At 44.6% G+C, this 25,097-nt stretch carries 15 protein-coding genes; 6 read left to right on the top strand and 9 right to left on the bottom strand.

Annotated features, from left to right (window positions below; genetic code table 11):
- Positions 1 to 154 precede the first annotated feature (154 nt).
- The gene (locus RIC07_RS22430; protein ID WP_446344227.1) at positions 155 to 361 is read right to left on the bottom strand and encodes a hypothetical protein; all 207 of its coding nucleotides are present in this window, start codon (positions 359 to 361) and stop codon (positions 155 to 157) included.
- Positions 362 to 1,007: 646 nt separating this feature from the next.
- Here RIC07_RS22430 and RIC07_RS22425 point away from each other — a divergent pair.
- Both RIC07_RS22425 and RIC07_RS22420 read left to right on the top strand, forming a co-directional pair.
- Entirely contained in the window at positions 1,008 to 3,647 is a 2,640-nt protein-coding gene (locus RIC07_RS22425; RefSeq protein ID WP_446396455.1) for a tetratricopeptide repeat protein, read from the top strand.
- A 1,082-nt stretch (positions 3,648 to 4,729) separates the two neighbouring features.
- Positions 4,730 to 6,544, top strand: a complete 1,815-nt coding sequence (locus RIC07_RS22420) for an ATP-binding protein (protein ID WP_446396454.1) — start codon at positions 4,730 to 4,732, stop codon at positions 6,542 to 6,544.
- A gap of 197 nt (positions 6,545 to 6,741) precedes the next feature.
- Here RIC07_RS22420 and RIC07_RS22415 read toward each other — a convergent pair whose 3' ends face one another.
- Positions 6,742 to 7,626, bottom strand: coding sequence for a sulfotransferase family protein (locus RIC07_RS22415; RefSeq protein ID WP_446396453.1), 885 nt, complete (start codon positions 7,624 to 7,626; stop codon positions 6,742 to 6,744).
- A 161-nt stretch (positions 7,627 to 7,787) separates the two neighbouring features.
- Positions 7,788 to 8,486 (bottom strand): 2-C-methyl-D-erythritol 4-phosphate cytidylyltransferase, encoded by a 699-nt coding sequence (ispD, locus tag RIC07_RS22410; RefSeq protein ID WP_446396452.1) that lies wholly within the window; start codon positions 8,484 to 8,486, stop codon positions 7,788 to 7,790.
- A gap of 259 nt (positions 8,487 to 8,745) precedes the next feature.
- On the opposite strand from ispD, the gene RIC07_RS22405 reads away from it, so the two are divergent.
- On the top strand, positions 8,746 to 9,708 hold the full coding sequence (locus RIC07_RS22405; protein WP_446380005.1) for a glycosyltransferase family 9 protein: 963 nt from the start codon (positions 8,746 to 8,748) through the stop codon (positions 9,706 to 9,708).
- 137 nt (positions 9,709 to 9,845) lie between these two features.
- On the opposite strand, the gene RIC07_RS22400 is transcribed toward RIC07_RS22405, so the two are convergent.
- Entirely contained in the window at positions 9,846 to 10,337 is a 492-nt protein-coding gene (locus RIC07_RS22400) for a CRR6 family NdhI maturation factor (RefSeq protein ID WP_006105681.1), read from the bottom strand.
- Between the two features lie 533 nt (positions 10,338 to 10,870).
- Here RIC07_RS22400 and RIC07_RS22395 point away from each other — a divergent pair.
- A complete protein-coding gene (locus RIC07_RS22395) occupies positions 10,871 to 11,323 on the top strand; it encodes a Fur family transcriptional regulator (protein WP_446380007.1) in 453 nt (150 codons plus the stop codon).
- A 146-nt stretch (positions 11,324 to 11,469) separates the two neighbouring features.
- Here the strand turns inward: RIC07_RS22395 and RIC07_RS22390 are convergent, their stop codons facing one another.
- On the bottom strand, positions 11,470 to 12,345 hold the full coding sequence (locus RIC07_RS22390; RefSeq protein ID WP_446396451.1) for an alpha/beta fold hydrolase: 876 nt from the start codon (positions 12,343 to 12,345) through the stop codon (positions 11,470 to 11,472).
- 173 nt (positions 12,346 to 12,518) lie between these two features.
- Here RIC07_RS22390 and RIC07_RS22385 point away from each other — a divergent pair, with 173 nt between their 5' ends.
- The gene (locus RIC07_RS22385) at positions 12,519 to 12,908 is read left to right on the top strand and encodes a hypothetical protein (protein WP_446396450.1); all 390 of its coding nucleotides are present in this window, start codon (positions 12,519 to 12,521) and stop codon (positions 12,906 to 12,908) included.
- A gap of 150 nt (positions 12,909 to 13,058) precedes the next feature.
- Positions 13,059 to 14,747 (top strand): hypothetical protein, encoded by a 1,689-nt coding sequence (locus RIC07_RS22380; protein ID WP_446396449.1) that lies wholly within the window; start codon positions 13,059 to 13,061, stop codon positions 14,745 to 14,747.
- 321 nt (positions 14,748 to 15,068) lie between these two features.
- On the opposite strand, the gene RIC07_RS22375 is transcribed toward RIC07_RS22380, so the two are convergent.
- From RIC07_RS22375 to RIC07_RS22360, 4 genes are all read right to left on the bottom strand, one after another.
- Positions 15,069 to 20,321 (bottom strand): CHAT domain-containing protein, encoded by a 5,253-nt coding sequence (locus RIC07_RS22375; RefSeq protein WP_446396448.1) that lies wholly within the window; start codon positions 20,319 to 20,321, stop codon positions 15,069 to 15,071.
- Between the two features lie 158 nt (positions 20,322 to 20,479).
- Entirely contained in the window at positions 20,480 to 21,781 is a 1,302-nt protein-coding gene (locus tag RIC07_RS22370; protein ID WP_446396447.1) for a tetratricopeptide repeat protein, read from the bottom strand.
- Positions 21,782 to 21,971: 190 nt separating this feature from the next.
- Positions 21,972 to 23,741 (bottom strand): CHAT domain-containing tetratricopeptide repeat protein, encoded by a 1,770-nt coding sequence (locus tag RIC07_RS22365; protein WP_446396446.1) that lies wholly within the window; start codon positions 23,739 to 23,741, stop codon positions 21,972 to 21,974.
- Between the two features lie 334 nt (positions 23,742 to 24,075).
- Complete coding sequence (locus RIC07_RS22360) at positions 24,076 to 25,077, bottom strand: DUF1822 family protein (RefSeq protein ID WP_446396445.1); 1,002 nt, start codon at positions 25,075 to 25,077, stop codon at positions 24,076 to 24,078.
- Between the last annotated feature and the right edge of the window lie 20 nt (positions 25,078 to 25,097).

The following is a 25,097-nucleotide window of genomic DNA, read 5'->3' as shown; positions in this document are numbered from 1 at the left end:
GGGAGCAAGAGGGGAGCAAGAGGGGAGCAAGAGGGGAGCAAGAGGGGAGCAAGAGGGGAGCAAGAGGGGAGCAAGAGGGGAGCAAGAGGGGAGCAAGAGGGGAGCAAGAGGGGAGCAAGAGGGGAGCAAGAGGGGAACAGTAAGACAGTTTGACCTATTTCCTGGGCTTGTTTACCGTTTTGAGCAACTCAGCAATTGACTTAAGCTGAGTTTGCGAGAAATATGCCATTGCCAGAATTACAGCAACCGCTACTCCGCCATTCACCATCAGGGAGCTGATATTCCCGGATTCAGGGGGTAGAGGCGGATCAGGGGGAGTCGCTTTAACTAGGATGACCTGTTCTTTGTTATTATTAGACATGGGTATACTGTTCCTATTACGCATGGGTATCCTTTGGTCTTTCGAGACCATAAACAACAAATAAACAAATCAAAGAGCGTCATGGGTTGCAGCCAGTCGCTCAACTGAATTTGTAAGCAATCGAGAGCGTCTCTAGTTCCAGCTAGGGGCGCTCAACTGCTTATAGGGCAAGGATAGCACGCCCTCTAAAAAATATACAATAAAATTGTCGTATTTTTATATTCAGTACGTCAAAAATGACATACAATGAAAATATCCAGGTTGGACAACGGTGTGAGTAGGAGGAATTCATGACGCATTGGTATCAACTTAAGCTCAAAAATCTCCATTGAGACAGACCCCTCCCTAACCCTCCCCTTCAAGGGAAGGGAACTTGAATGGCACTGACTTAAGCGCAATGGTACTGACTGGTATGCTGGTGGGCAGTGCCCACCCTACGGTATATCAAGGGTTTCAGCGAACCAAAAGTGTTTATTTCAGTGCAATTCGACTTAAACGGAATATCGCCAACTTGGAAGCCAGGAAATAAATTTCCGCGTCAAAGCTCAAGTAAGAATCGAGCTTACTGGGTCAGTCTTTCAACCCGTTTTAACGGGTTTTAGCTTTTAGCCCGAACTTTAGTTCAGGGCTTAATTCAGTGACTTACATGAAAGTGTCTCGTTTTACTCCCAGTTTGATGCAGCATGAAGATTTAGAAGCCATCTTTGTGCAGCGTCATCAGTTAGCCGAAGATATTGTGGAACGCATTAGCGATAGTGTGCTTACCCTGTCGCCGCATCACACTTTGTTAATTGGACCACGGGGTATTGGCAAAACGCATTTAGTCTCGTTGGTGTATCACCGGATTCGCAAGCGGGAAGCGTTGCAAAATCGCCTGTTAATCGCCTGGTTACGAGAGGACGAATGGGGCGTTACCTCCTTTCTGGATTTGCTGTTGCGGATATTTCGGGCGCTTCAGGAAAATGATGGAGATTTTGCCAAAATCCAGGTAAAGGGGGGACGAGAAGGGTTAATTAAGCGGGTTGAATCACTTTATGAATTGTCGCCGGATGAGGCGGAACATGCTGGGGCAGACTTATTAAAGGAAATCATCGGAGAGAATCGCTTACTCCTATTGATAGAAAACCTGGATGATATCTTTTCTGGGTTGGGTAAAAAAGGGCAAAAACAACTCCATGCTTTTTTGCAAGAGAATCCTTGCTGTACAATTCTGGCAACGTCCCAGAGTTTATTCGATGAGGTAAAAAAAGAGAAATCGCTGTTTTATGAGTTTTTCCACATTAATCACTTAGAAGATTTAACCGTTGAGGAAGCGATACAGTTATTAGCCAATATTGCCAGAGTTAGAGGCGATCGCGAATTAGAGTCCTTTATCCGACAGTCAAGGGGACGCGATCGCATCCAGGCGGTTCATCATCTGGCTGGGGGAAATCACCGGGTTTATGTGATTTTCTCAGAGTTCCTCACCCGCCAGTCTTTGGATGAATTAGTGGAACCGTTTATGCGGATGCTGGATGATTTGACGCCCTATTATCAGGCGCGGATGGCGTCTCTGTCGCCGCAGCAACGGAAGATCGTTGAATTTTTGTGCGATCGCCGCCATGGGGTTCCAGTGAAAGAAATTGCCCAGCGCTGTTTTCTGACGCATCAAACCACATCCAGTCAGCTTAAGGATTTGCGGGAGAAAGGGTATGTCACATCTGACGCGATCGGGCGGGAGTCTTTTTATGAGATGCGGGAAACCTTGATGCGGTTTTGTCTGGAGGTGAAGAAGCAACGGGGGGAACCGATACAGTTATTTGTCGATTTTTTACGGATTTGGTATACGAAGGAAGAGTTATTACAGCGATTAGGAGTAACAAATGATGATCTCCAGTATCAGCAACGCTTAAAACCACTCCCCTCTGATGCTGTTCTAGAACGAGAATATATTCTTTATGCACTTCAAGCGATGGACAATGAAGATGAAGATCCTCGCATCGCCGCGTGTTTGCAGGAGTATAAAGATTGTTTTGAGAAGGAAGATTATGTGACTGCTTTGGAACTAGCAGAGAAGTTGGTGACAATTCGCGGTCAAGCAGAGGACTGGTTGAAACGGGGATGGTGCTTGAGCAATCTTAAACGCTATGAGGAAGCCTTGATATCCTGTGACAAAGCCATTGAGCTTGAGCCTAATTATGCATCAGCTTGGGGACTACGAGGCGCGGTATTGGCAGCTATTGAACGCTATGAGGAAGCCTTAGTATCCTGTGACAAAGCCATTGAGCTTGACCCTAATTATGCATCAGCTTGGGGACTACGAGGCGCGGTATTGGCAGCTATTGAACGCGATGAGGAAGCCTTGGTATCCTGTGACAAAGCCATTGAGCTTGAGCCTAATTATGCACCAGCGTGGGAACTACGAGGCACACTGCTGGAAGATCTTAAACGCTATGAAGAAGCCTTGATATCCTGCGACAAAACAATTGAGCTTGAGCCTAATGATGCACGAGCTTGGGTAATACGAGGAAAGGTGCTGGCAGATCTTGAACGCTACGAGGAAGCATTAACATGCTGCGACAAAGCTATTGAACTTGAGCTTAATGATGCACGAGCTTGGGGAGTACGAGGCGCGGTACAAGACACACTTGAACGCTACGAGGAAGCCTTGATATCTTATAACAAAGCCATTGAGCTTGACCCTAATTATGCCTGGGCTTGGTACAACCGAGGTTGGGTGCTAGACAATCTCGAACGCTACGAGGAAGCCTTGGTATCCTGTGACAAAGCCATTGAACTGGGGTGTCAAGACTCCTCTGTTTTCTTGAACCGTGCTATTGCCATTTTGGGATTAAATCGCTGGGATGACGGGATTGTTGCACTAGAGAACGCATTTCAACATCTTACCCTTGACGATGAAGCTGATGCAGATGATGCCAAGTTAATTACCCACATCTTGTTCAACAGCAGTAACAATGTAGAGATATGGCGATCGCGCATCAAAACCCTCATCGAACTTTACCACAAACACCAGGTTATTTCTACATTAGGACAGGGGCTTGTGAAAAGCGTTCCCACACTAATGTCAGAAATGGTGAGTGATAAAGCCGCACAAACCTGGCTGGAGGTGTGGCAAGAATTGGCGAGTGATTATCCTGAATTTCAAATCCCTCTCCGTCTTCTCGATACTGCTGTTCGCTATAAGCAAACAAAAGGCAATAAGCGTGTTTTGTTTAGCCTACCCATTGAAGAACGCAAGCTGCTAGAACCTTTGCTGGGTATAGCGGACACATCGGCGGTTAAATAATCAATCATGCATTGAAATTGGGTATTAGTAGCCAGCAAGATCCTCGCCCGACAAAGACTGCGCCATTCTTGACATTAAGGTTTAAATGCCAAACAGCTTAGTTATAGCAGTAGACACATCGATTAGGACAAACGAACTGTTGTAGAGACGTTCCGGCGGAAAGGCGAACATGATATCACCTCTGAGAGTGATGGTTCCCCTTCTCCTCCGGTGGGAGAAGGGGTTAGGGGATGAGGGGGAAACAACAAAAGCGTGCGGCTAATCATCAAATTAGGTATGCCGAGTCACTACAATTTGACTTCGGCAGTTAACTAATTATCTCCACCCTTTCTAGGTATAAATTCATGTTGATTCCTGCGATCAAATGTTCGCAGTACCAATCATTTTTGCGAATTGGGATGATCCAAATCACAACACTAATGTGCTTCCTTCCTTGCACATCAAAAAAATAGAACTTACGCAATTTGAGGATGCAAACCCTATTGATAGGGGCAAGGTAGCCATTGCCTACCCTACAGTCTTGAACGAACAAATATCTGGGCTTATTTCCAATCTGATCCGGACGTTTTTAATATTTTTTAACCCATTGATGACTTTTATTAAATATCTTTACATTACTTTATAAGTCGCGTAGAACTCTGCCACGCTGTCGTTGTCCCTCTAATCCATACGGTCAGCCAACTTCATTCATTGATAGCCCTTGAACGGAATTCTTTTTCCCGCTTCTTCTCTTCAATCTTTACCCTAACTTTATTTGTTTAATCAATTCTAAATGAAAACTTGTTAAAAACTTTATCATTTTATTCCTACAATTAATAGATAGAGCGTGTAAAAAGGTAATGTATATCGATGAAACAGGCAAACTTAAATTTCTATCTACTAATTGTCGCAAGCTTCAAGTATTTTTGTCAACAATGATACCGATTAGCTAATGCAATCGTTTCTCGCAAATCATGCATCACTTCCCCTGGAAACCTGACAATCTATCTCACTTTTTGGCTTATCTTATGCTTTTTTCCAATTCCCGATACCCCCCAGTCTCTCCCCAAAATTCCTTAATGGGTCAGCAAAACCCATTAAATTTGAATAAGAATTTATCCGGAATTTTCCATTTCACCTGGATCAAAGAAGGCATCCGCAACCTCAGCATATCTCAGAAAATTAGTTACGGCTACGCCTTGGCGATCGGCTTATCCATTCTGGGAACAACCGGAGGATTAATTCTCGGTAATTATTATCAAGACCAAGCCCAACAACAAGAACGGGTTGCTGATCAGCAGCACCATCTCCTCAGTAACCTGGAAAATGCGACATTGGCTGTGCGATCGCATCCGCAAGAACTACTCACCGCCTCGGTAAATCCTAGCCAGATTGACGCTCAAAAGCATCAGTATTTAGCCGATGTGGATCGGATGAAACGCCTACTCTCTGAGTTAGATATCTTCATCCAAGACTATCCCGATGGCGTGGATGTGAACACGGCTGAATTACATCATCTGCTTCAGGAGTATGAAGCGAATATAGACGCCTACAATCAAGTGATTGAATCACTCTGGCAAATCAGTGAATCGGAGAACCTGAAGCCAGAAGAGGTTACTGCGATACAACAAGAACTCTTAAAGGCACTGCATCACCCCTCTACCAGCCAAGTGATGGCTCAATTCAATCACCTATCCGATCATGTCGAGGATGCCAAAACTAACGCTGAAGCGCAACAGTCTCAGGTACATCAACAACTAGCACAAGCAGAAGCCTTACGCCTGCGAATCATCGTCAGTAGTTTACTGCTATCGGTGGGTATCGCGGTACTTTTAGCCACGATTACCAGCCGTGCGATCGCGCATCCTATCGAAACAGTAACTCACGTTGCTAGTGCGATCGTCAAAGAATCCAATCTGGAGATTCGCACTCCTGTCACCACTAACGATGAAGTTGGTTCATTAGCCACATCTCTCAATCAGCTTGTCCAATGGGTAGACGACTCAACCCAAGACTTGGAACTAGCGCGTCAAACCTTAGAACAGCGCGTTGAGGAACGAACGCAAGAATTGACCCAAGCGCTGCGAGAACTCCAACACACCCAAGCCCAACTGATTCAACAGGAAAAAATGTCCAGTTTAGGACAGATGGTGGCGGGGATTGCCCATGAAATTAATAATCCGATTAACTTTATCTACGGTAATCTGGATTATGCCAAGCGATCGATTAACGACTTACTGATCTTGCTAGAACTGTATCGGCAAGAATATCCTCAGCCTAACGGCGCGATTCAAGAACAAAGCGAAGCGATGGATTTAGATTTCCTCATCGCCGATATGCCAAAAATGCTGTCATCCTTAAAAAGTGGGGCTGAACGAATCCAGGAAGTTGTATTATCATTGCGGAACTTCTGTCGTCTGGATGAAGCGCAGTTAAAACGGGCAGATATCCATGAAGGACTAGAGAATACTCTCTTGCTTGTCGGTCATCGCATCCAGCCAAACATTAACCTGGTTAAAAAGTACAGTCAATTACCGCGAATTGATTGTTATCCGGCTCAACTCAATCAGGCATTTATCAACATTATCAGCAATGCCATTGATGCCTTAGAAGAGGTTCAGGGTAAAGCTATACCGACAATCGTTATTCGTAGCGAAACCATCGATAATCGTTGGATTCGCGTGTCAGTTTGGAACAACGGTGCGGCGATTCCGGAGGAGGTTAAAGAACGGATCTTCGATCCCTTTTTCACAACCAAGTCTGTGGGTAAAGGCACAGGGATGGGATTAGCCATTTGTTACCAGATTGTGAAAAAACACCAGGGTAAAATTGAAGTCACCTCTGAACCTGAGAAAGGAACCGAATTTGCAATTACGCTACCGATTCAAACCGAACAAGAGATGGCACTATCTGCTTAATCGAGCAAAAAACAGAGCTGGAGAAGCAATGTAGAGACGTAGCATGCTACGTCTTTTCGCTGGGGGAGTCATGTTCCAGAGGTGATGACAGAAGCATCTGTTTGTAGGGGCGGGTTTAGGGACTAATATTGATTGTTATCCCTAGCTTGGTTGCAAAACCCGCCCCGACCAAATGACTAATGACAAATGACTAATGACTACTTTAACCAATGAGAAAGGTCTCGTTGAATTAAATCTTGTAACTTGAGAATATCATCTCGATAGAGTTCGATCAGTTGCTGGCGTTCCTCTGGCGAAAGTGGAGCCGCTTTCTTATCTTGAGAGTTCATTTGGATGAGGCGAGAACGGATACTTTGTCTCATTTCCAGGGGTAAAATAACTCGGAGTCCCGACCTGACTATCGTTCTCAAGGGATTTTCTTTGCGTAACATCTTATTCACTGCCGTATTTTTGGGGACTTGAGCAACTTGAGCTTTTTTAGAGACATCCGGCGAAAAGGTATCATCGACACCAACAAACTGATACATAGATTGCATGAAGTTAACTGGGTCTTTAGACAAGTCATCATACAAATAAACTCGGATTTGCTCTCGGTCAAATTCGTTATAAAAATGCTGTAAATGCTGATAATAAAATCCCTTGAGCAAAATAAACGATTTATCAGCCCGGTATTTTATTTGGTCAGACAAGCTGTTTCGCCTTCCTTTGTCAATGGCATCTCGGATATGCATTAAATAATCCGAATAGGCTCGGTCAACGGGATTTCGCAAGACCGCAATTAACTTGGCATTGGGGACATAACGCTTGATCCGCTCTGAGGATGACTGATAATGAAACAGATAATTAGGAGAGGCTTCCCCAATCGCAATTTCATCGGTTACCCCTTCAAAAAGCTGACCATATTTCTCAAAGGTGTCAATCTTGGCTTTTCGTTGCGTTTCAAGTTCTTCCCAGTTCTTTTCTAAAAAGTTCGTTTCTTTAACGGGACTCATGTAAATTTGGGGATGTTGTTTCAAATAGTTATAAATCGAGGTTGTCCCTGCTTTTTGAACACCGATAATCAGAAAAGTAGGAAGTTTCATTTCAGTTCATCCTTGGTGATAAAATAAAATTGATAAACGGTTATTGGTTAAACCAGCTCGGACAATTGACTTTAGTAGGTTTGTGGAAATTCGTCTCACACTATTAAGTTCTGTAAATAGTCTTTAAACCTTGACAAATAACAAATGATAAATGACGATCTTTATGACTGATGACTGGCTGCAAGTCGCTGACGCAGAATAAACTCCGCGATCACTAAATCCATGGGTGTGGTTACCTTGAGATTCGTCTCTTCCCCTGCGACAATCTGTACAGGTAGCCCACAGCGCTCAAATAATGCAGCATCATCGGTAACGTCCCAATGTAATTTTCGTCCCTGGTCATGACATTGCTTCAACAGCGATACCTCGAATCCTTGGGGCGTCTGGGCTGCCCATAACCGTCGCCTGTCGGGTGTATCTTGGATAATATCTGACTCATCAACGACTTTAATCGTATCCTTAACCGGGATCGCGGCAATCAAACCCGAACAATCTCTCAGGTGTTCCGCACAGCGATCAAATAATTGGGATGTGGCTAAACATCTGGCACCATCGTGAATCAGTACCCGTTCAGCCGTTGAGGGTAAAGCTTGCAAGCCATTATACACGGATTCTTGGCGAGTTGCGCCCCCAGGAATCAGTTGTACCGCTTTCGTCAGGGCGAGATCCGCCAGAATTGCCTGAATATCAGTCTGATCCCCAGGCTGTCCAATAATGCCAATGTTGGTAATTTCCGTCGCCGCTTCCGCCGCCAGTAGCGTCCATGCCAACAAGGGTTTACCCAGTAAAGTGAGCAATAGCTTGTTGCGATCGCTCCCCATCCGTCGTCCCATTCCCGCTGCTGGAATTAATAAATGCACAAGCTTCCGCCTTTGATGCCAAATTTCTAGTCCCGACCGATCTAATCTAATATGCTACTACTGGTTCATCCCATGAAACCACTAGGTATAATATCATGCGTAACATAATCCCATAAGCCAAATAGCAATGGGAGCAGGGGTGTAGCAGTTCACCCTGTCACGGTGATCCGGACAAACTAATTTCTGGAAAATTCCGTGAAATTAGGAACGACCAGTCCATTAAAATTGAGCTGATATACAAGCTCTAAATTATATTCAGATGAGACTATTAGCCCTTGTTCCGGGAGGAATCAGCGATCAACTGCTGCTCTTTCCGACGTTAGATGACCTAAAAGCCAATTACCCCGACGCCGAAATCGATGTGATTGTGGAACCCCGCGCCAAGGGAGCCTATCGGGTTTCCGGTTCAGTCCAGGAAGTATTACCCTTTGACTATAAAGACCGCAATGGTCTGGCAGATTTTGGTAACCTATTGGGGATTATCCGCGATCGCGAATATGATGCGGCAATTGCCCTAGAGCGTCGGTGGTCAGTGGGACTATTGCTCTGGATGAGTGGTATTCCCATCCGTGTGGGCTACGAAAATAATCAGGGTAAGTGGTTTTTCACCAACACTGTACCGCTGAAAACGGAGCAGTATGCGGCGTATATGTATCATGACCTGCTCACCGGGTTAGGGATGAATACCCCCTGTCCAGAACTTGCCATTCGTGTACCAAAATCCGATCTGGATTGGGCAGAAGGGGAACAAGCCCGCCTCGGTATCCCAGAAAGCGGTTACATTATGATCGACGGCGGCTCTAACCACCTCGATCAGTCACAGGACATTGATAAAGTTTATCCCGCCCATAAATGGCAAAAAGTGATTGAAGACATCCACCAAAAACAGCCTGACCTAACTCTGGTTATGCTGCATGGTTCGGAGGATACTGAGTTAGTTGCCGCTCTCACCCAAGTCTGTCCTAATTTACAGATGACCTCACCTCCCGATAGTGGTAAATTAGCGGCAATGATTGCGGGGGCGAATTTACTGTTATGTACAGATAGCGCGTCGATGCATCTAGCTGTTGCTGTGGGAACGTATACGATTGCCTTGTTTGGTCCGACTGAGGCTGACAAACTCCTACCCCCATCAGAACGCTATATTGGCATTCAATCACCGACTCGTTGGATTGCCGATATTCAGCCTGATGATGTACTAAAACAAGTTTGGCGGGGCTAGGGAATGGCACTGAAATAAGCCGTTTTAGAGCGTCGAAACCATTGATATACCGTAGGGTGGGCATTGCCCACCAGCATACCATTGTCGTGTTCCTACTGTATACAGCGTCTGTGCGTAAGTCCTCATCCCTTTATGTCTCAAGTTCTTTTTGGGGGGAACATTAGCTGAAACAACGTATCATCGAGTTCATACCCTAACATTTGAGCCATGGATTTAAGGCGCGATTGGTTGGGTAAATCAATTTGTTGTAACCAGTTATTCACCACAAAAACCTTTTGCATCATGAAAATTTCTAAGGCTTCTGGGTTATATTGAATCCCTTCCGTGCGATTAAACTGATGGGGGACCAGCATCGCCGTATAGCGAGCGAGTTCCCCAGCTTTCCAATCCAGTAAAAACGGTAACCACGGATACTGAACATCCAAGCGGATAAACCACAGACGTATCTCCGGAATTTCTGACCATTCCCGTGGATCATTGGGTTCGCGAGGGTAGTTAAACTCAAAGCGTAACTGCTGCTCATAGTTTGCGATCGCCCCCTCGGTTAACCACTTATCAATCACAGTCTGGACGGGCGATAGGTCTAAATCATTGATGGAATGGGAATTGAGTTTAATTGTGATTGCCACTAATCTTTATCCGCTCCACAACATTTGGACGTAGAGACGCACTGTTACAGCGTCTGTACATTGCCTGGATTACTTCGGTCTTTCATCCTGGTAGTGACGGCACTTAACACCTCGGACTTCGGCGTGAGCGCGGACCCCTGAGCCTGTCGAAGTTCAGTCGAACGCTACGCTCGGTGTTGACCCTGAGCGAAGTCGAAGGGTCAACCAGTCCCCAGGCTTAACCTCGGATCAAGCTTACCTTAGTTTAATTAACACAATCGATGCTACCAGACTGGATATCAGTCCACAGTAGACAGACTCAAACCATCTAAGGTAAAGTGGTAATGAGTTTGCCTTACAGTGCCATACAGTGCCAGATACCCAGTCATTCAGACTCAAACCTGGACAAAGCTTGGCGAAAAAGATTATATCCGCAAATATTATGCGCGTTTAATCAGTGCATTATTAACTCTCTATCAGGATCAGGCTCATCTTCAGGGTAGAGCTTGAGACTACTCCCCATACAGCTAACCACCCCATTCAACGTATCGACTATGCAGAAAGAAGCGGCAGTTGTCAAACCAATTCGCTCATTGGAAGACGCCCTCAATCGATGTCAAGCGTTAGGAATGCGCTTGTCGCGTCAACGCCGCTTAATTTTGGAATTACTGTGGCAAGATCGAGAGCATCTCTGTGCACGAGAAATTTATGATCGCCTAAATCAGCAAGGCAAAGAAATTGGTCATACTTCTGTGTACCAAAATCTAGAGGCGCTATCGTCTCAAGGGATTATTGAATGTATTGAGCGATCCGATGGACGGCTTTACGGAAATATCAGCGATGCACACAGTCACGTTAATTGTGTGGATACGAATCAGATCATGGATGTGTATGTAGAATTGCCAGAAGAACTAATCCAACACATTGAGCAACAAACTGGCGTTAAAATTACTGAGTATCGGATTGACTTTTATGGTTATCGCAACGGTCAAGGGCATGAGGAATAAATAGTCCTTGAAGGTTGTAAAGAGTAATTGTAGGGGCGGGTTTAGGAACATAATTAGGATGTTACCCATACCATTTCAACAAAACCCGCCCTTTTTCAATTATCGGGGATTCCGTCGGGGTGGGTTTAGTCGCATCCCTTGGTCTCTCATCCCTCATCCTTTGCTAAAAACTCTCGCATATACTGATTCACTAACTGGGGCTGTTCCTGCTGTACCCAATGACTACAATTCGGGATGTAGCGGATTTGCAAATCTGGCATATAATCCTTTGTATTATAGGTCAATTCCTTACCTAAAGCCGTATCATTTTCTCCCCAGATCATTAGAGTTGGAATTTGCAGAACATCCCACCGATGCTGCTTAAATATCTCCTGGAAGACATTGCGGTAGTAGTTAAGCATGGCAGTCATAGCCCCCCGTTTTGCCGCCGCATCTTTATAGGCGTTTAAGTCTGCTTCCGAAAAGGCACGTTTGTCAATTGCCATATCGATAAAAATCGACGTAATCAGTCGATAGTCATCCCACTGAAACAGTAACTCTGGGAGTAAAGGGAGTTGAAAGAAAAAGATATACCAACTTCGCAGGAGTTGTTGCGGATTCCTGCGTAACGCCTCTGCAAATTTGGCGGGATGAGGAATATTCATGACAATTAACTTATCAACCAGTTGGGGATAAGTATAGGCAACATACCAAGCAATCATTCCTCCCCAATCATGCCCAACTAAGATACAGCTTTCATAGCCCAATCCTTGAATAACTCCTTTAATATCGTTAACTAACTCACTGATCTGATAGGCTGATACATCTTTGGGCTTATCGCTGTCATTGTAACCCCGCAGATCAAGGGCAACAACTTTATAATCGCTGGCAAATTCAGGGATTTGATGCCGCCAAGAGTACCAGAATTCAGGGAAACCATGCAGCATCAGCATAAGTTTACCTTCTCCCTGGGTGACGTAGTGTAGTTTGACACCGTTAGTAATAATATAATCCTCTTGCCAGGAGTCAGTTATTGGAGACATGGGGTTTACCTTATTGTAGTTATCGATAACGTTAATTGTCTCATATTTTGCTAGTTTGTAGTTGCGCTTTAGCGCGATAAACACCCGCATCGCAATTTAAAATTGTAATAAAAACAAAAGCTGAAAGACTATCCCGATAAATTTCATCACTATAAATAGCGGCTATCGAGTTGGTGAGTCCCGGCAATAAAGATAGACCCGCAAATCGTCGTGCTTTTATTGCTAAGTATCAAACCTATTTACAGCAAGGAATAGGCGTAAATATTGTGGATGTAGTGACGGGACGAAATGCGAATTTACATGAGGAATTATTACATCAGTTGGCAGTCAGAATGTTGCCTTTAAATGCACCACTGTACGCCACTGCTTATCGAGTTGTGGAACGTCAGGGACAGCCGAATTTGGATATTTGGCAAGAAGCATTGGCGGTGGAAAACCCTTTACCTGTCATGCCATTGTGGTTGCGCGGTGAACTCTGCTTGCCTGTGGATTTGAATGCTACCTACCTGCGGACTTGTCGGGAACAGCGAATTGAAGTTGATACAGCTAAAATTGTGGAATAGGTTGTAGGTTGGGTTTCGACTTCGCTCAACCCAACAGAATATAGGGCTAAGGTTCCCTTACTACAAGCCGACGCGATCGCGGAATGTAAATTAACTTCCTCTCAACAGAGTTCTGTGCTAAATTAAACAAAAATATCACCTCATTATAATATGTCAATTAAGAAAGATAGTGTAGTTTTTATTGCCAGTGGTGCTACGGCTGGCGCTGGTGTTTCTGCCACAATCGGCACAATGGGATTAGTGGGAGGATTTGGTGGAGTGGCAATTGGCATGACTCCCGTAACAGCAGCAGGTACGGTGGCGGGTGCGGCGACTTATGGTGCTTTTAAAGCAATCGAAAACAGGGATGCTTTGGCGTTTGGTGCGGTGGGAATTGGTGCTGTCGCTGGTGCTAAGGTATCGTCAACGATTGGGGGTATGGGATTAGCTGGAAGCTTTGGTGCGGTTGGCATTGGTATGGGTACAATGGCAGCAGCTGGGGGAGTGGTGGGATTGGGTGTTTATGGGTTGTATCAAGCCTGCAAACCTAAGTCACAACCACAATATGGATTGTATGAAGCCTATAAACCCGAACCCAAACCACAAATGGTAGATGCCGTTGATGCTTTTGGGCGCATGGAAGATAAAATACTGGAAATGGAAGCCAACACCCAAGCTATGCTGGAGTTAGATCCAGTATTTGCCGAAAATCATTGGCATCAAACCTTTGCAAATCTAGACATTGAGGACGAGTTAGAAGCGCTCAAGGCTCAACAGCAAAGAAAAGCTCAATCAACGGCTAATTCGGCATCAGGTCATCAATTTTCTAATCATATCTCTACATCTGACGCAACCAAAAATTATTCCGTAAAATTCACCCATTCGCCGACCCCAAATGCACCCTTAGACAAACAATCGGTCAATCTGGAACATCAAGCCAAAATCGTTCACTATGAACCGCAACCCTGTCAAAATTGGAAATGTCTAAAAAGTATCCCAGGACACCGAGCCAAGGTTACAGCAATCGCCATTAGTTCTGATGGACAAACCCTGGCGAGTGGTAGTGAAGATAAAACCGTTAGTCTCTGGAACTTGAGAACCGGAAAACTAAAGTTTACCTTCTTTGGACAAGAGAGAGAGGTTTTTGCTGTGGCGATTTGCCCCCAGGGAAAAATGCTAGTGGCTGGTGGCTTTGATAAGAAAATTACCCGTTGGAAGTTAGAGACTAAAGCACTACAACGTCTCTATTTATACCCCAATTCTTCCTACAATCATTCGGGGTTTATTTCCTGCCTTACGTTTAGCCCAGATCAAACAATTCTGGCGAGTGCGAGTGGTGATCAAACAATCCGATTGTGGGATGGATACACCGGAGAATTTCAACGAACCCTCAATGGTCATTCAGACATTGTTTGGTCAGTTGCCATCAGTCCCGATGGCAAAACTCTAGTTAGTGGTAGTGCGGATCAAACGATTAGAATTTGGTCATTAAGTCGTTATCAACAAACTCAGATTCTTACCGGACATTCTAAGTGGGTGACATCTGTGGCGATTAGTCCCGACGGCAATAGTCTGGCAAGCGGTAGCGCCGATGGTACGGTTAAATTATGGAATCTCACGACAGGAGAATTATGGCAAACGCTGGAGGGAAAATTAAAGGGAATCGTTGCCGTTGCTATCAGTCCGGATGGACAACTCTTGGCAAGTGGTGACACCAATACTGTCCAACTTTGGCACTTACACACTGGTCAATTCCTTGGTACTCTTGCTGGATGTAGTCCTGTGGTTTTCAGTCCGGATGGACAACTCTTAGTCACTGGCGGTAAGGCGGGGACGATTAAGATTTGGCAGAGGGATTAATCCGCGATCGCTCTGTGTTTGTAGTTGCGCTTCAGCGCCATAAGCGTTGAAACACTTACTACTGACGTGGGAACAGGGAACAGGGAACAGGGAACAGTAAAAAATGTCCTAACCTGCCTGGGTAGTGCTATATACCCAATCGGGGTTGATTACCCCCTTTATAATTTAGTCCGCGCAGGCGGACTTTGTTTGTGTAGCAGCGATTTTAATCGCCGTGGCTTTACACCTGAGTCAGGGCGGGTTTAGTTACATTCAGGTGGATTGAGAAAGGATAATAGTCAAACCCGCCCCTACAGGAAAATGAAAATGCCTTCATTGGTTTTACCAAGGACTACCAATTAGAGTAAAACCAGCCCAATAATAAGGATGAGATAAATTAATTTCTGGGCTATTCCCTAAGCTTTTAGCAACGCTTATATCCCGACTTGTGCCAACTAACTGACTTGATTCAATTCGCACTTGAGAATGTAACAGGGCAAGTTGGGTTTGTCGCAGCGCTTCGGCTTTAATTGATACAGTTTCCTGGTTGAGTTGCTGATAAAATTCGGTCATTACCGCTAACGTCCCTAAATCATCAACTTTCCAGAGGCTGGCTAAAGCTGATTTTACTCCCGCTTGTACAGCTAATCCAGCAAACCCCATTTCGGCTTGTTCATTCCCCACAGCGGTTTCACAAGCACTCAGAGTTAAGAGTTCTACCGTTGGCGGGGCGTACCATTGCACTTGTCGCAATTCGTTTAATCCGACTCGTTGTTGCCACAGTTGAATGTAGGGATTATAGTTGCGATCGCGGGGAAATGAGGCGTGGGTAGACAGATGTACGATATCAAAAGATGCCTCCTGGCGCTGACTCTTTAAATTATCTAAGGTAAATTGGTCATTTAGCAATAATTTGCCTTGTCCAAATTCGGCTAAAATTGTGGATAATTCAATCGGAACAGCAGGTAATGGAGAAAGAGTTGAATCAGGGAACTCGGAAGCCCCCATGGCTAAGATAGTCGCATTTTTTAAACTCTGGTAACGGGTATCAGTTAAACTGACACTGGGGATTAAACCTAGGCTATAGGCTTCGATCAGAAATTGCTGTCCGTCATGTAATGCTGCTAGGGGAAGCGTGCGTAACCCCGCGTCCATTGAGAAAATTAGTGTATCAATATTGAGGGCATCTAGTTCCGTTGCTAAGGGTTCGATTAGCCACTGATAGAGTTGTTGGGAACTGGATAAATACCTGTCATTCGTATAATCATTGAGCGTGTGATAAAATTTATTCACTTCCCGCCGTAGAGTTTGATGATTGGCTTGGGGAACCTGTTTCGGAATCGGGGAACCTTCGGGTGGAACGAGAACAAGTTGTAATCCATCGGGATGAGATAGGGCGTAAATTACTACGGCGCGTTTTCCTGTTTGGGTTTCTATGGTTTTTAGCCTGTTTTGTAGGGAGGCGGTAGTGACTTGTTTCTGGGTAATGTCTTCGCCTAAATAGTCTTCAAATTGCGCTTCTAAGGATTGGTCAATTAACGTGACAATATCATCGCTGGGATTAATTGCGAGTTGGCGGGGAGAGTCTTGAACGTAGGGGACATTGAGTGATAATATTTGTTGATTGGGAATCTTCCAGGTAAAGGTATAGTTTTCGGTTTCAGAATCTTGATAGATTTGCGGATTGACATTGAGAGTATCGCCGACAAGAAAGGCGAGAGATTCTAGGGGATTGGTTGGCGATGGAGTCTCTGGAGTTAATTCAGAATTCAAACTAGACGGGGATGGAGAAGCAGGTGTTAATGGAGGAGTAGGATTAGGTTCGGCTGGAAGGGGATTGGGATCAGGTGGCGGGGGTGAAGCCGGAGAGACTGATATAATTTGAATGCGATCGCGGTCTTGTTTGTGAGTATGTAGATAGGTTTGTCTGGGTAGAATCTGGCTTTCGGGAGTATCGTTTCCTCGCGATATCGCGCCTTGAGTACCATTGATATCAGCATTCCCGACAGTAAATGGGGTAATTCCCTCCCCACCATGACGAATCAGAATTGTTCCACCGTCGGTAATTCCAGCCGTAGAAATACTTGTCTGAGTTCCATTTTGATCCCGGAATGTATCCGTAGCTTGGAAAAATTGTCCTGTGGTAATGTCAACTGCGCCGCCATTACCGTTCCCTAAACTTTGACTATCAATTTGACTCACGGTAATATTACCGGGTGCTTTAAGGGTAATATTACCACCATCATTGAATGCCGAGGTATTTAGACGCTGGGTGGTGATACTGCGTTGATGGCTGGTGAGGCTAATCCCCCCTGGTGAAGTAATATCTTGGGTTTCAATCCTATTTAAGGTGGTGATATCGATACCCGATGGATTGGTTGTGGTGATCTCACCTTGAACCTGTAGGTTATTTAAGGGGGTTAAATGACCCACGCGATCGTTAAATTGCACAAGTCCTTGCTCTGAATTTAGGATTAAATTATAGCCACCGTTGACAATATCATCAAAGATAATATCACCCTGGTCTGATGTCGTCAACGCGACATTATCCACTAACGTGACAGGCGCATTCAAGGTAATATTATTTTGGTTGGTTTGAATATCTCCGCCAATTTTAATATTACTATCTGCACTTAGGTCAATTGTGCCTCCCATTTCCACAAATGATAAAGCATTCATTTCGCCAACAGTAATTCTATTCGCCGCATCAAGAGTGATGTTACCACCTAAACCCTCTCCAGACGCCGTAATTAATGCCCCACTGCTGGTATTAATATTTGCCTCGGTACTTGTGATACTAATATCGCCGCTATCACCACTAAAGCCACTTAAAAAGACGGTAATCGTTCCGGTATCAATATTACCGGGAGCAAGCAGCGTAATATCACCGCCTTTTATACCACCGGGAGCGCTAATTATGCCGCCAGTTGTATCAATAATACCACCACTGGTTAGGGTAATATTTCCAGCATTCATAAACCCATGGGAATTGATTGTTTTACCGCCAGTAATAATATCTCCATTTGGTGCATTCAGTAGAATTGCACCGCCTGATCCTGAGTGAGAGGATGAATCGAGAGTATGAGTGGGTAACTGGCTTATGGGTTCTGAGAATAAAGACAATAGCTCAACGATTCTTGGATCAATATTGTTCGGCAATAAATCAACAAAATTGAAGAGTTGAGATACATCCGCCGAAAATTCAGATTGTAGAGTATTGATTGAACCGTTAGTAACTGTTACCTGAATTGTTCCACTTCCAAGTTTACCGGAAGTCATTAAGTCACCCGTAATTAGATTATTGTTAGCAAAAAATGTAATATCATTGCCTCTACCATTGAAAGAAAATGAACCAATATTACCGACATTTATACTGCCATTGGGGGCATTAATACTTACCTGACCACTCGTTCCACAAAAAACAGCAGAACCAATGCTACCACTGGAAATATTCCCTTGTTCACTGGTTAACGTGACATTACCCGTATTCCCAAATCCGGATAAAGAGCTAACAGTTCCTAAAATATCAATATTGCCTGTGGCTTGGACTGTAATTTCACCCCCAGACTGAAAAAAGCTTAATGAATAAATACTAGCATTCGGTTCAGATTCGGTTATTTTTAGATCCCCTCCATTAGCGATTAAGCTTATATTTCCGGCATCACCCATACCTTCCGCATTACTATTTAATTGACCAAATATTTCAATATTGCCATTATTGGTAGTCAGATTAATATCGCCGCCATTGCCGAAGGTTGCCGTCGCTTGGGATGCAATTGTACCTGTACGAATGTCGCCATTATTAGCCAGAAGGGTAATCGTGCCACTATCTCCTATCGTTGCTCTCCCCCATGATCTTAAAAGACCCGTGCTAATATTACCCCCATCAGTGACAATCGTAATATTGCCACCATGGTTGAACAGAGAATTGCCGGGATTTAGCGTATCAATACCACCGACATCAACATTGACTCCGGTAATCCTAATCGCCCCTCCTCCTGTACTGATAGTATCTCCCTGATTCATCCAAAAATCACCCACACCATTGCCATCGGCATCTGCCCTAAATGTGATGGTTTTACCATAACCTGTATGCAGATCTAAGTTGTCACTGGCTAAATCCTCAATGGTAATATCATTCGTTGCTTCTAAAGTGACATTGCCAGATAAGCTTTCTAGTTTTTTTCTAGAAAGGGTGAAATTATCGATCAAACCGTCTGAAAAGAGAATAGTGTTATCATTCAATTCATTATCATCAGCAGAATCAGTCTGATCGACTATCGTGATATTGACTGGATCAAGTAGGAGGTTTCCTGCTTGCCCATGGGTTGCCATAACGTTGACATTTCCCCGAAAAATTAGATTGTTTTTGCCGGAAACTTCAACAAATCCGCCATCTCCGGAATCCTGACCACCACGGGCGAGAATTGTGCCGTTAAATGTGGTATTATTATTCGCCCAAACAATTACACGACCCCCATTACCATTCAGGATACTACTCGCATTAATCGTTGAATCCGAACTGATAAACGTCTGTTCAGCATTGGGAATAAACCCTTGACCTTTATAATCGCCACCAATCCGAATGCTTCCCCCGTGATAATTCCCCGATGCATTAATCGTGGCATTGATCAGTCCCACGTTTTCACCGATGATATTAATTGACTGATTTGCCGGAATGGGGGCAGAGTTAGCAACGTTAAGACTGCCAGAAATAATTGTGGTTCCCGGTTGATCGGGTACGGTTATCCCAGAATTGGCTAACTGAACCGTGTTATCCTCAGCAACGGTTAATTTAGTGTCTAATTCAGGTGCTGTTCCTGTGAGAAGTTCGGCTAAATCTAAGGGATTGACGGGGAGAATATTTCCCTGAGTATCCCGGGGCGGTTCTAGTTCTAAACTGAGGAGGTTTCCCGATCGCCTAATCTGGACTAAATTAGAGTCAGGTACAGCAGCAACGGTAATGGTTCCCCCTGGTGCGCTTAATTGACCCGTGTTAATCACTTGACCCGCTAATAGGGTTAAGTTATGCTGCGAAGTGACGGCTAAGTTACCCGCGTTGATAATACTGCCAGAATTGGAATGATCAAAGGCAAATTTATTGGGTGTACCAATGAGATTTGAGTAGTTATTGTCGCCAAAAGCATTAAACCAATGGTTCTGGCTAAATCCAATTCCTGTAGCGGTTGTGGCGGTAAAATCAGCGGGGACGTTTAATTGGGCGTTACTGCCAAAGATAATTCCGGAGGGGTTGATTAAAATTAAGTTGGCGTTACTCCCGGTAACTTGGATTAAGCCGTTAATAATAGAGGGATTATTGCCAGTAACTCGACTGAGAATATTCTGAATGTTGGGCGAGGAGAGGAAGTTGGCAATTTGCTCAGAGTCTAATCCAAATTGCTGAAAACTGTGGAAGAGATTGGTGTTGTCTGGGGACAAAGTGCCACCTGTGATGTCGAAGCGATCGCCTGTGGGATTGACGACGGTTCCGGTGTTGTCGTTGGCGGGGATTATGGGTTGGGCGAGGGTAGGGGGATAGGGGTTTAGGGTTAAGAGGGCGAGGAGAGTTGTTTTGCAGAGGAAATTGGGTTTCATGATGACATTTTTTTGGATTGAGTAGCTATTAATTAATGTTGATTTAACGCAGAGGTACGCAGAGGTAAGCGCAGAGGGCGCAGAGGGGTTCGAGGTGGAGGAGGGTGGGTTTAGTTCAGGGATTGGTTGTTGGGAAAGGGTATCGGTAAAACCCGCCCCTACTGGTTTAATTGGTGTTCAAGTTCCTGAATCTGTTCAGAATAGCCTAGGGTTTGATATCCTTTGAGGGCGAGGCTAAACCAGTGCATCGCTTCGTCGTGATTGCCGAGTGCGGTTTCAATGCGCCCTAGGTGATATTGGGCGTGGGTTTTCTCCTCGATGTCGTTGGTGTGGGAAAGTTCGATGGCTTTGGTGTAGTAGGGTTTGGCTTGGGCAGGGAGGATGAGGTGATAGAAGTAGCGATCGCCAATTTTGCGATAGATGGCTGCACTCTCTACTCCGTCAGCAATCAAGGATTCTAGGGTGGCGATCGCTTGAGTATGAAGTTGATGTTTATTATAGAGTGTGGCTAAGGCTAGGGCTTTTGCGGTTTGATTCCAGGGTTGTTGGCTGATTTGGCTGGCTTGAGTGCGAATCTGTTGGCTTTGTTGTTCGTCGAGTCGGCTGAAATTTAGTCCGCCAGGTAGGGGGGATTCATCCAGTGAGGATTCCCCGGTATCGGCTTCAATAATGAGTAGATAATCACCACCGGGTTGCAGGGGGGGTTCTCCTGGATAGGTGATTTGGGTATCGCTGACTTGGGTTGTCCATTCGATTCCATCTCCCTCCAGGGTGACAGTATAGCTGTTGGCGTCAGGTAATCCATTCCAGTGTAAGAGGGGTTTATCGGTGAGAATCGCGGTGCGCCGAGGAGTGATAATATAAGGAATCCTATTGTTCCAAGCGATATCGCCACGATGGGGACAGTTATAAGTACCTGGGGTACATTCGGTTTGTTCAGTAGCGGTGGGACAAGGATTGAGGCGATTGTTTCCAGAGGATAGGGTTTGGCTTGATAAGTCTGCACATTGCAAGATTACTTCGGAGGCGTTGGCGATGGATAATTGATCCTCTGGATAAATGTCTGTACCAATTTGCGGTTCAATTCTACGTCCACTACGCTGAATGTGTACATCACCTGTGATCTGAAGAATTTGTCCGTTAGTAAGGGGTTGGGATGGCAGGTTTAACGCAGAGTGTAGGGGATATCTGGTAACCGACTCAATATTCCCTTGATCCCTTACCAGTTTTTCCCTGTTCGTAGTCGGCACTATAGTGCCAGAATTACAAACGCCCTGAGGACAAAAGCTAACATTAGCGACAGTCTGGTCAAAAAAAATCCAACGGTATAAAAATTGTTGATCCTCTAAATCTTGTCGGCGTTCTACCTGTTTTCTGACTCCCTCATTCCCAACACCCAAGGCATTCCCATCAAGGAGAAGGACAATCAAACTTATAAACGTCACAAGTTTCCAGTACATGATACATCTACTCCTTTAACCTGGTGTCAATGTTTCAATTGCTCGGATCACCTCCACTACAATTTATACTGCTTTACGTCTGTGTAGTTAAAGCCAAGCAACGAATCGTAATATGCCTTATATGCCGTAATACACTATAGTCAAGGTTGTTTCAGGTTGTATTTTAAAATACATCATCACTTATTCCTCCTTATTGTGCTGACAAATGCTCTTGAGCTAAACCCATACATTTATCTTGTTCGGGAACGTTATACTCAGAGTATTTCAGTGTATTTTCCCAAGCCACTTTTGCCTCTTGATGGTTTCCTTTGCTGTCTAGAACTTGAGCTAATAAACAATAAGCATGAGGGCTAACTGGTGCAAGCGCGATCGCATTCCGTAAATCGGCTTCAGCTTCCTCTAATCGTTGTTGTTCCCATCGTACCCAACCCAGATTCTTTAAACAAGCAGCCTTCACCCCATCATAATCGCTATGTTCTAAACACGCCCAGGTTTCTTTTAGTGCAGCTTCCAGATCTCCCTGCTGCAAATGCAAGCGAGCCAACTCCGGGTAAGCATCAGGAAGTCCCCGCAATACCGCTTGTTGAAACCGTTGTTCAGCACAAGCTGTATCATCAAGACTCTCATCACATAACCAGGCTAAATTGTAATAGGGTTGAGGATAAGTTGGATTGAGCCAAGTGGCAAGATGATAGTAGAGTTGCGCCCGTAATAATTGATTTTGATTTTGATTTTTGATTCCTCGTTGGTTTGCCAAAATTGCTAAATTTGAACTGGAGAATAGGTAACTGGTAATCACTCCCACTAAAACAATCGCCACCCATTTTAATACAGGAATTGAACTCGAATCGGGTGGTTTTGTAGACCAACTAAAGGGAATTACAGCCGGATGTTGACAAATGACAGGTAGCCAACTTGCCCCCGGTAATTCATGTTCTAATCCCCGCAGTTGTTCTCTAGCTTGGCGTACCGATAAATGAAACGGTTCTCCGGCGGCAAAGTTTTTTAAGAAGTATTTCAAAAAGGCTTGTGCCACTGGATCAGCTACGGGTTCACGCATGACAATCATCGGCGGAAGCGGAATCTGATCCGCCGCCAAGTCTCGGACTAATCCCAACCCATCACAGGAATTAAAAATGGCTAATTTTAATCCGTTGTCAACGGCTTTTCTCATCGCTTCCTTGACTTCACCCATTCTCAGGCTATTATTCTGTTCATTTTGATTAATGTATAATCGTCCATGGGTGATATTATCCTCACTTTGGGAATGTCCAGCAAAGAAAATAATATCCCAGCCAGCTTGCCAAAGTTGGTCAGTCAATTCTTGCCGTTCCGGTTCAACTAACCAGGTAATTTTAGCTCCTGACAATCGTTTCAGTAATTCCCGATCTTTCTCCAAATTAATCCCGGCGCTGTTGCCTAAAATCGCTAATATTTTGACATTAGCCTTGCGGCGGTGGGGAATAACTGAACTGGCAGGTGGGGGATAATCTGGTGTACTGAACGCTAATTCTCCTAAGCGATACTCGGCAAAAAAGTCCCAAAGATGCCATGGTAATTTCCAGACTTCCGGATCATCGCTTTCAATAATGACCCGCACGGGTTCAGCGGGGTTTAATTGAGTTCTCAGTTCTGATTCAATTTTGCGAAATCCTTCACTCTTTAACCAGGTATTGATTTTGGTTTGTAAGTGTTGACAAATATCATTAAAATCTCCCTCAGAACAATGCGTGATGCCGGACTCAACAATATCGATCCCGCCCCGATAACCATGACTTTGATAAAGTGCTGTATAGAGTAGCCGCCAGTCTCTGAGGAGTTGAGGAAGATCGGGGGCTGTTGGCAAACTCCCCGTGAATTGCATATACAGATTCCCCACCTCTCCCAACTGTGCTGTCACAGAAGTAAATCCAGAGCTGAAGTTGCCTGAGCCGAGATTTAAAACAACGATTTTACTCATAGCGACTCCTTTGATGAATGGGTTCGGGAACAGGTAGGGAGCGTCATTTGTCCTTTGTAAGGGTTTGAGGTTCTTTGACAAAACTTAATCTCGTTAAGTTTCTTTCCCTAAACCTACTTACTCTACCGATTCATTAATTATTTTACTCAAATTATACTATAACTTTTACGAATATCATTAAAGTTGTAAACTGTAGTGGACTCACATAGCTAAAATTGTGGGATAGATTGGGTACGTAGTGAGGGCTTCAGCCCTCTCCGGCTAGGCGGAACGAGAACTAAAGTTCTCACTACAAACCCTTACAAATGACAAAAGACCAATGACAAATAACCAATTAGAGTATAAAGGATTCGGTAACACTGATACCATTTAGCACAACCTGCAAACCAAAATTGGTTCCTGGTTCAACTCGAAATTGTCGGAGTTGAACCCATAAATCTAACCCTCGCGATTGTACCGCTTGCAACCTATCCCCAGACTCTGAAAGTAAAGCCAATGTCAGATTTCCAGGTAAATAGCGATCGCCTCCCGTAGGATGGACTTGAACGAACACACTCACCTTGCGATCGCTCTCTTGAGTCAGTGCCATAACTAAAGCAAGACGTTGAGATCCCAACTCCATACCCAAATCGATTAATTTAGCTCGCATAATATCGACATCTGGAAACAGTTGAACTTCAGTTCCAAATCGACGCAATGCAGGTACAGTTTGCCCTGGCATCGACGGCTCACGATCAGACTCCCATAAGTCTTCAAGTTGTTGCCAACCCGCCGCAAACTGATTCGCAAACCACTGATTAATATTGACAATTGGGTTGGTTAATTGCTCCAGATCCTCTAATAACGCATCCAAGGGTTGCAACTGGGGCAAGAATACCTGACCTGTGCCAGCCGTTTGAGTGAATCCTAATAGTTTGGATTCTTTTCGCTTCGGATCAATCGCCACAAAAACATAGCCGATGCGTTCCTGCCAAACCTCTGGTGGAATCGAGCCAAATTCGGGAATCCAGCGATGGTTTTCAGAGCCTGAATGATTCTCGAATACTTTCACCGGACGACATTCTAACGTCCCCAACCCTTTAACCTTAAGATCTGCCACATCTGCCCCTAAGCAGACGACAGGATTGGCAAAATCACTGTGATCAATTTCGGTATCGATCTCCATAAGTGCCAAATAATCCCGGACAGCCCAAACTGCCAACGTATTCAAATAAACTTGTTCGGCTTTTTCTGCTGTCGGTTGTTTCTGGGCAAACCCTTGTGCCATTTGGATAACTTTGGGCATAATGGGCATAGGGAAAGCATTCTTTAAAAGTAATTCTACGCTAGTCATCATTCGCTCCTTTCCAGTCCAGT

Origin of the sequence: Coleofasciculus sp. E1-EBD-02 (genome assembly GCF_040218245.1) — a bacterium.
In the GTDB taxonomy this organism is placed as follows: domain Bacteria; phylum Cyanobacteriota; class Cyanobacteriia; order Cyanobacteriales; family Coleofasciculaceae; genus Coleofasciculus.
Note: the sequence above shows the minus strand (reverse complement) of the source record. Positions and strands in the feature narration are given on the sequence as shown.

Coding starts and splice junctions, on each gene's coding strand:
- RIC07_RS22360 (WP_446396445.1), bottom strand. CDS start 25,077: ATGATGACTAGCGTAGAATTACTTTTAAAGAATGCTTTCCCTATGCCC.
- RIC07_RS22395 (WP_446380007.1), top strand. CDS start 10,871: ATGCAGAAAGAAGCGGCAGTTGTCAAACCAATTCGCTCATTGGAAGAC.
- RIC07_RS22390 (WP_446396451.1), bottom strand. CDS start 12,345: ATGTCTCCAATAACTGACTCCTGGCAAGAGGATTATATTATTACTAAC.
- RIC07_RS22405 (WP_446380005.1), top strand. CDS start 8,746: ATGAGACTATTAGCCCTTGTTCCGGGAGGAATCAGCGATCAACTGCTG.
- RIC07_RS22370 (WP_446396447.1), bottom strand. CDS start 21,781: ATGTACTGGAAACTTGTGACGTTTATAAGTTTGATTGTCCTTCTCCTT.
- RIC07_RS22425 (WP_446396455.1), top strand. CDS start 1,008: ATGAAAGTGTCTCGTTTTACTCCCAGTTTGATGCAGCATGAAGATTTA.
- RIC07_RS22375 (WP_446396448.1), bottom strand. CDS start 20,321: ATGAAACCCAATTTCCTCTGCAAAACAACTCTCCTCGCCCTCTTAACC.
- RIC07_RS22365 (WP_446396446.1), bottom strand. CDS start 23,741: ATGAGTAAAATCGTTGTTTTAAATCTCGGCTCAGGCAACTTCAGCTCT.
- RIC07_RS22430 (WP_446344227.1), bottom strand. CDS start 361: ATGTCTAATAATAACAAAGAACAGGTCATCCTAGTTAAAGCGACTCCC.
- RIC07_RS22415 (WP_446396453.1), bottom strand. CDS start 7,626: ATGAAACTTCCTACTTTTCTGATTATCGGTGTTCAAAAAGCAGGGACA.
- RIC07_RS22380 (WP_446396449.1), top strand. CDS start 13,059: ATGTCAATTAAGAAAGATAGTGTAGTTTTTATTGCCAGTGGTGCTACG.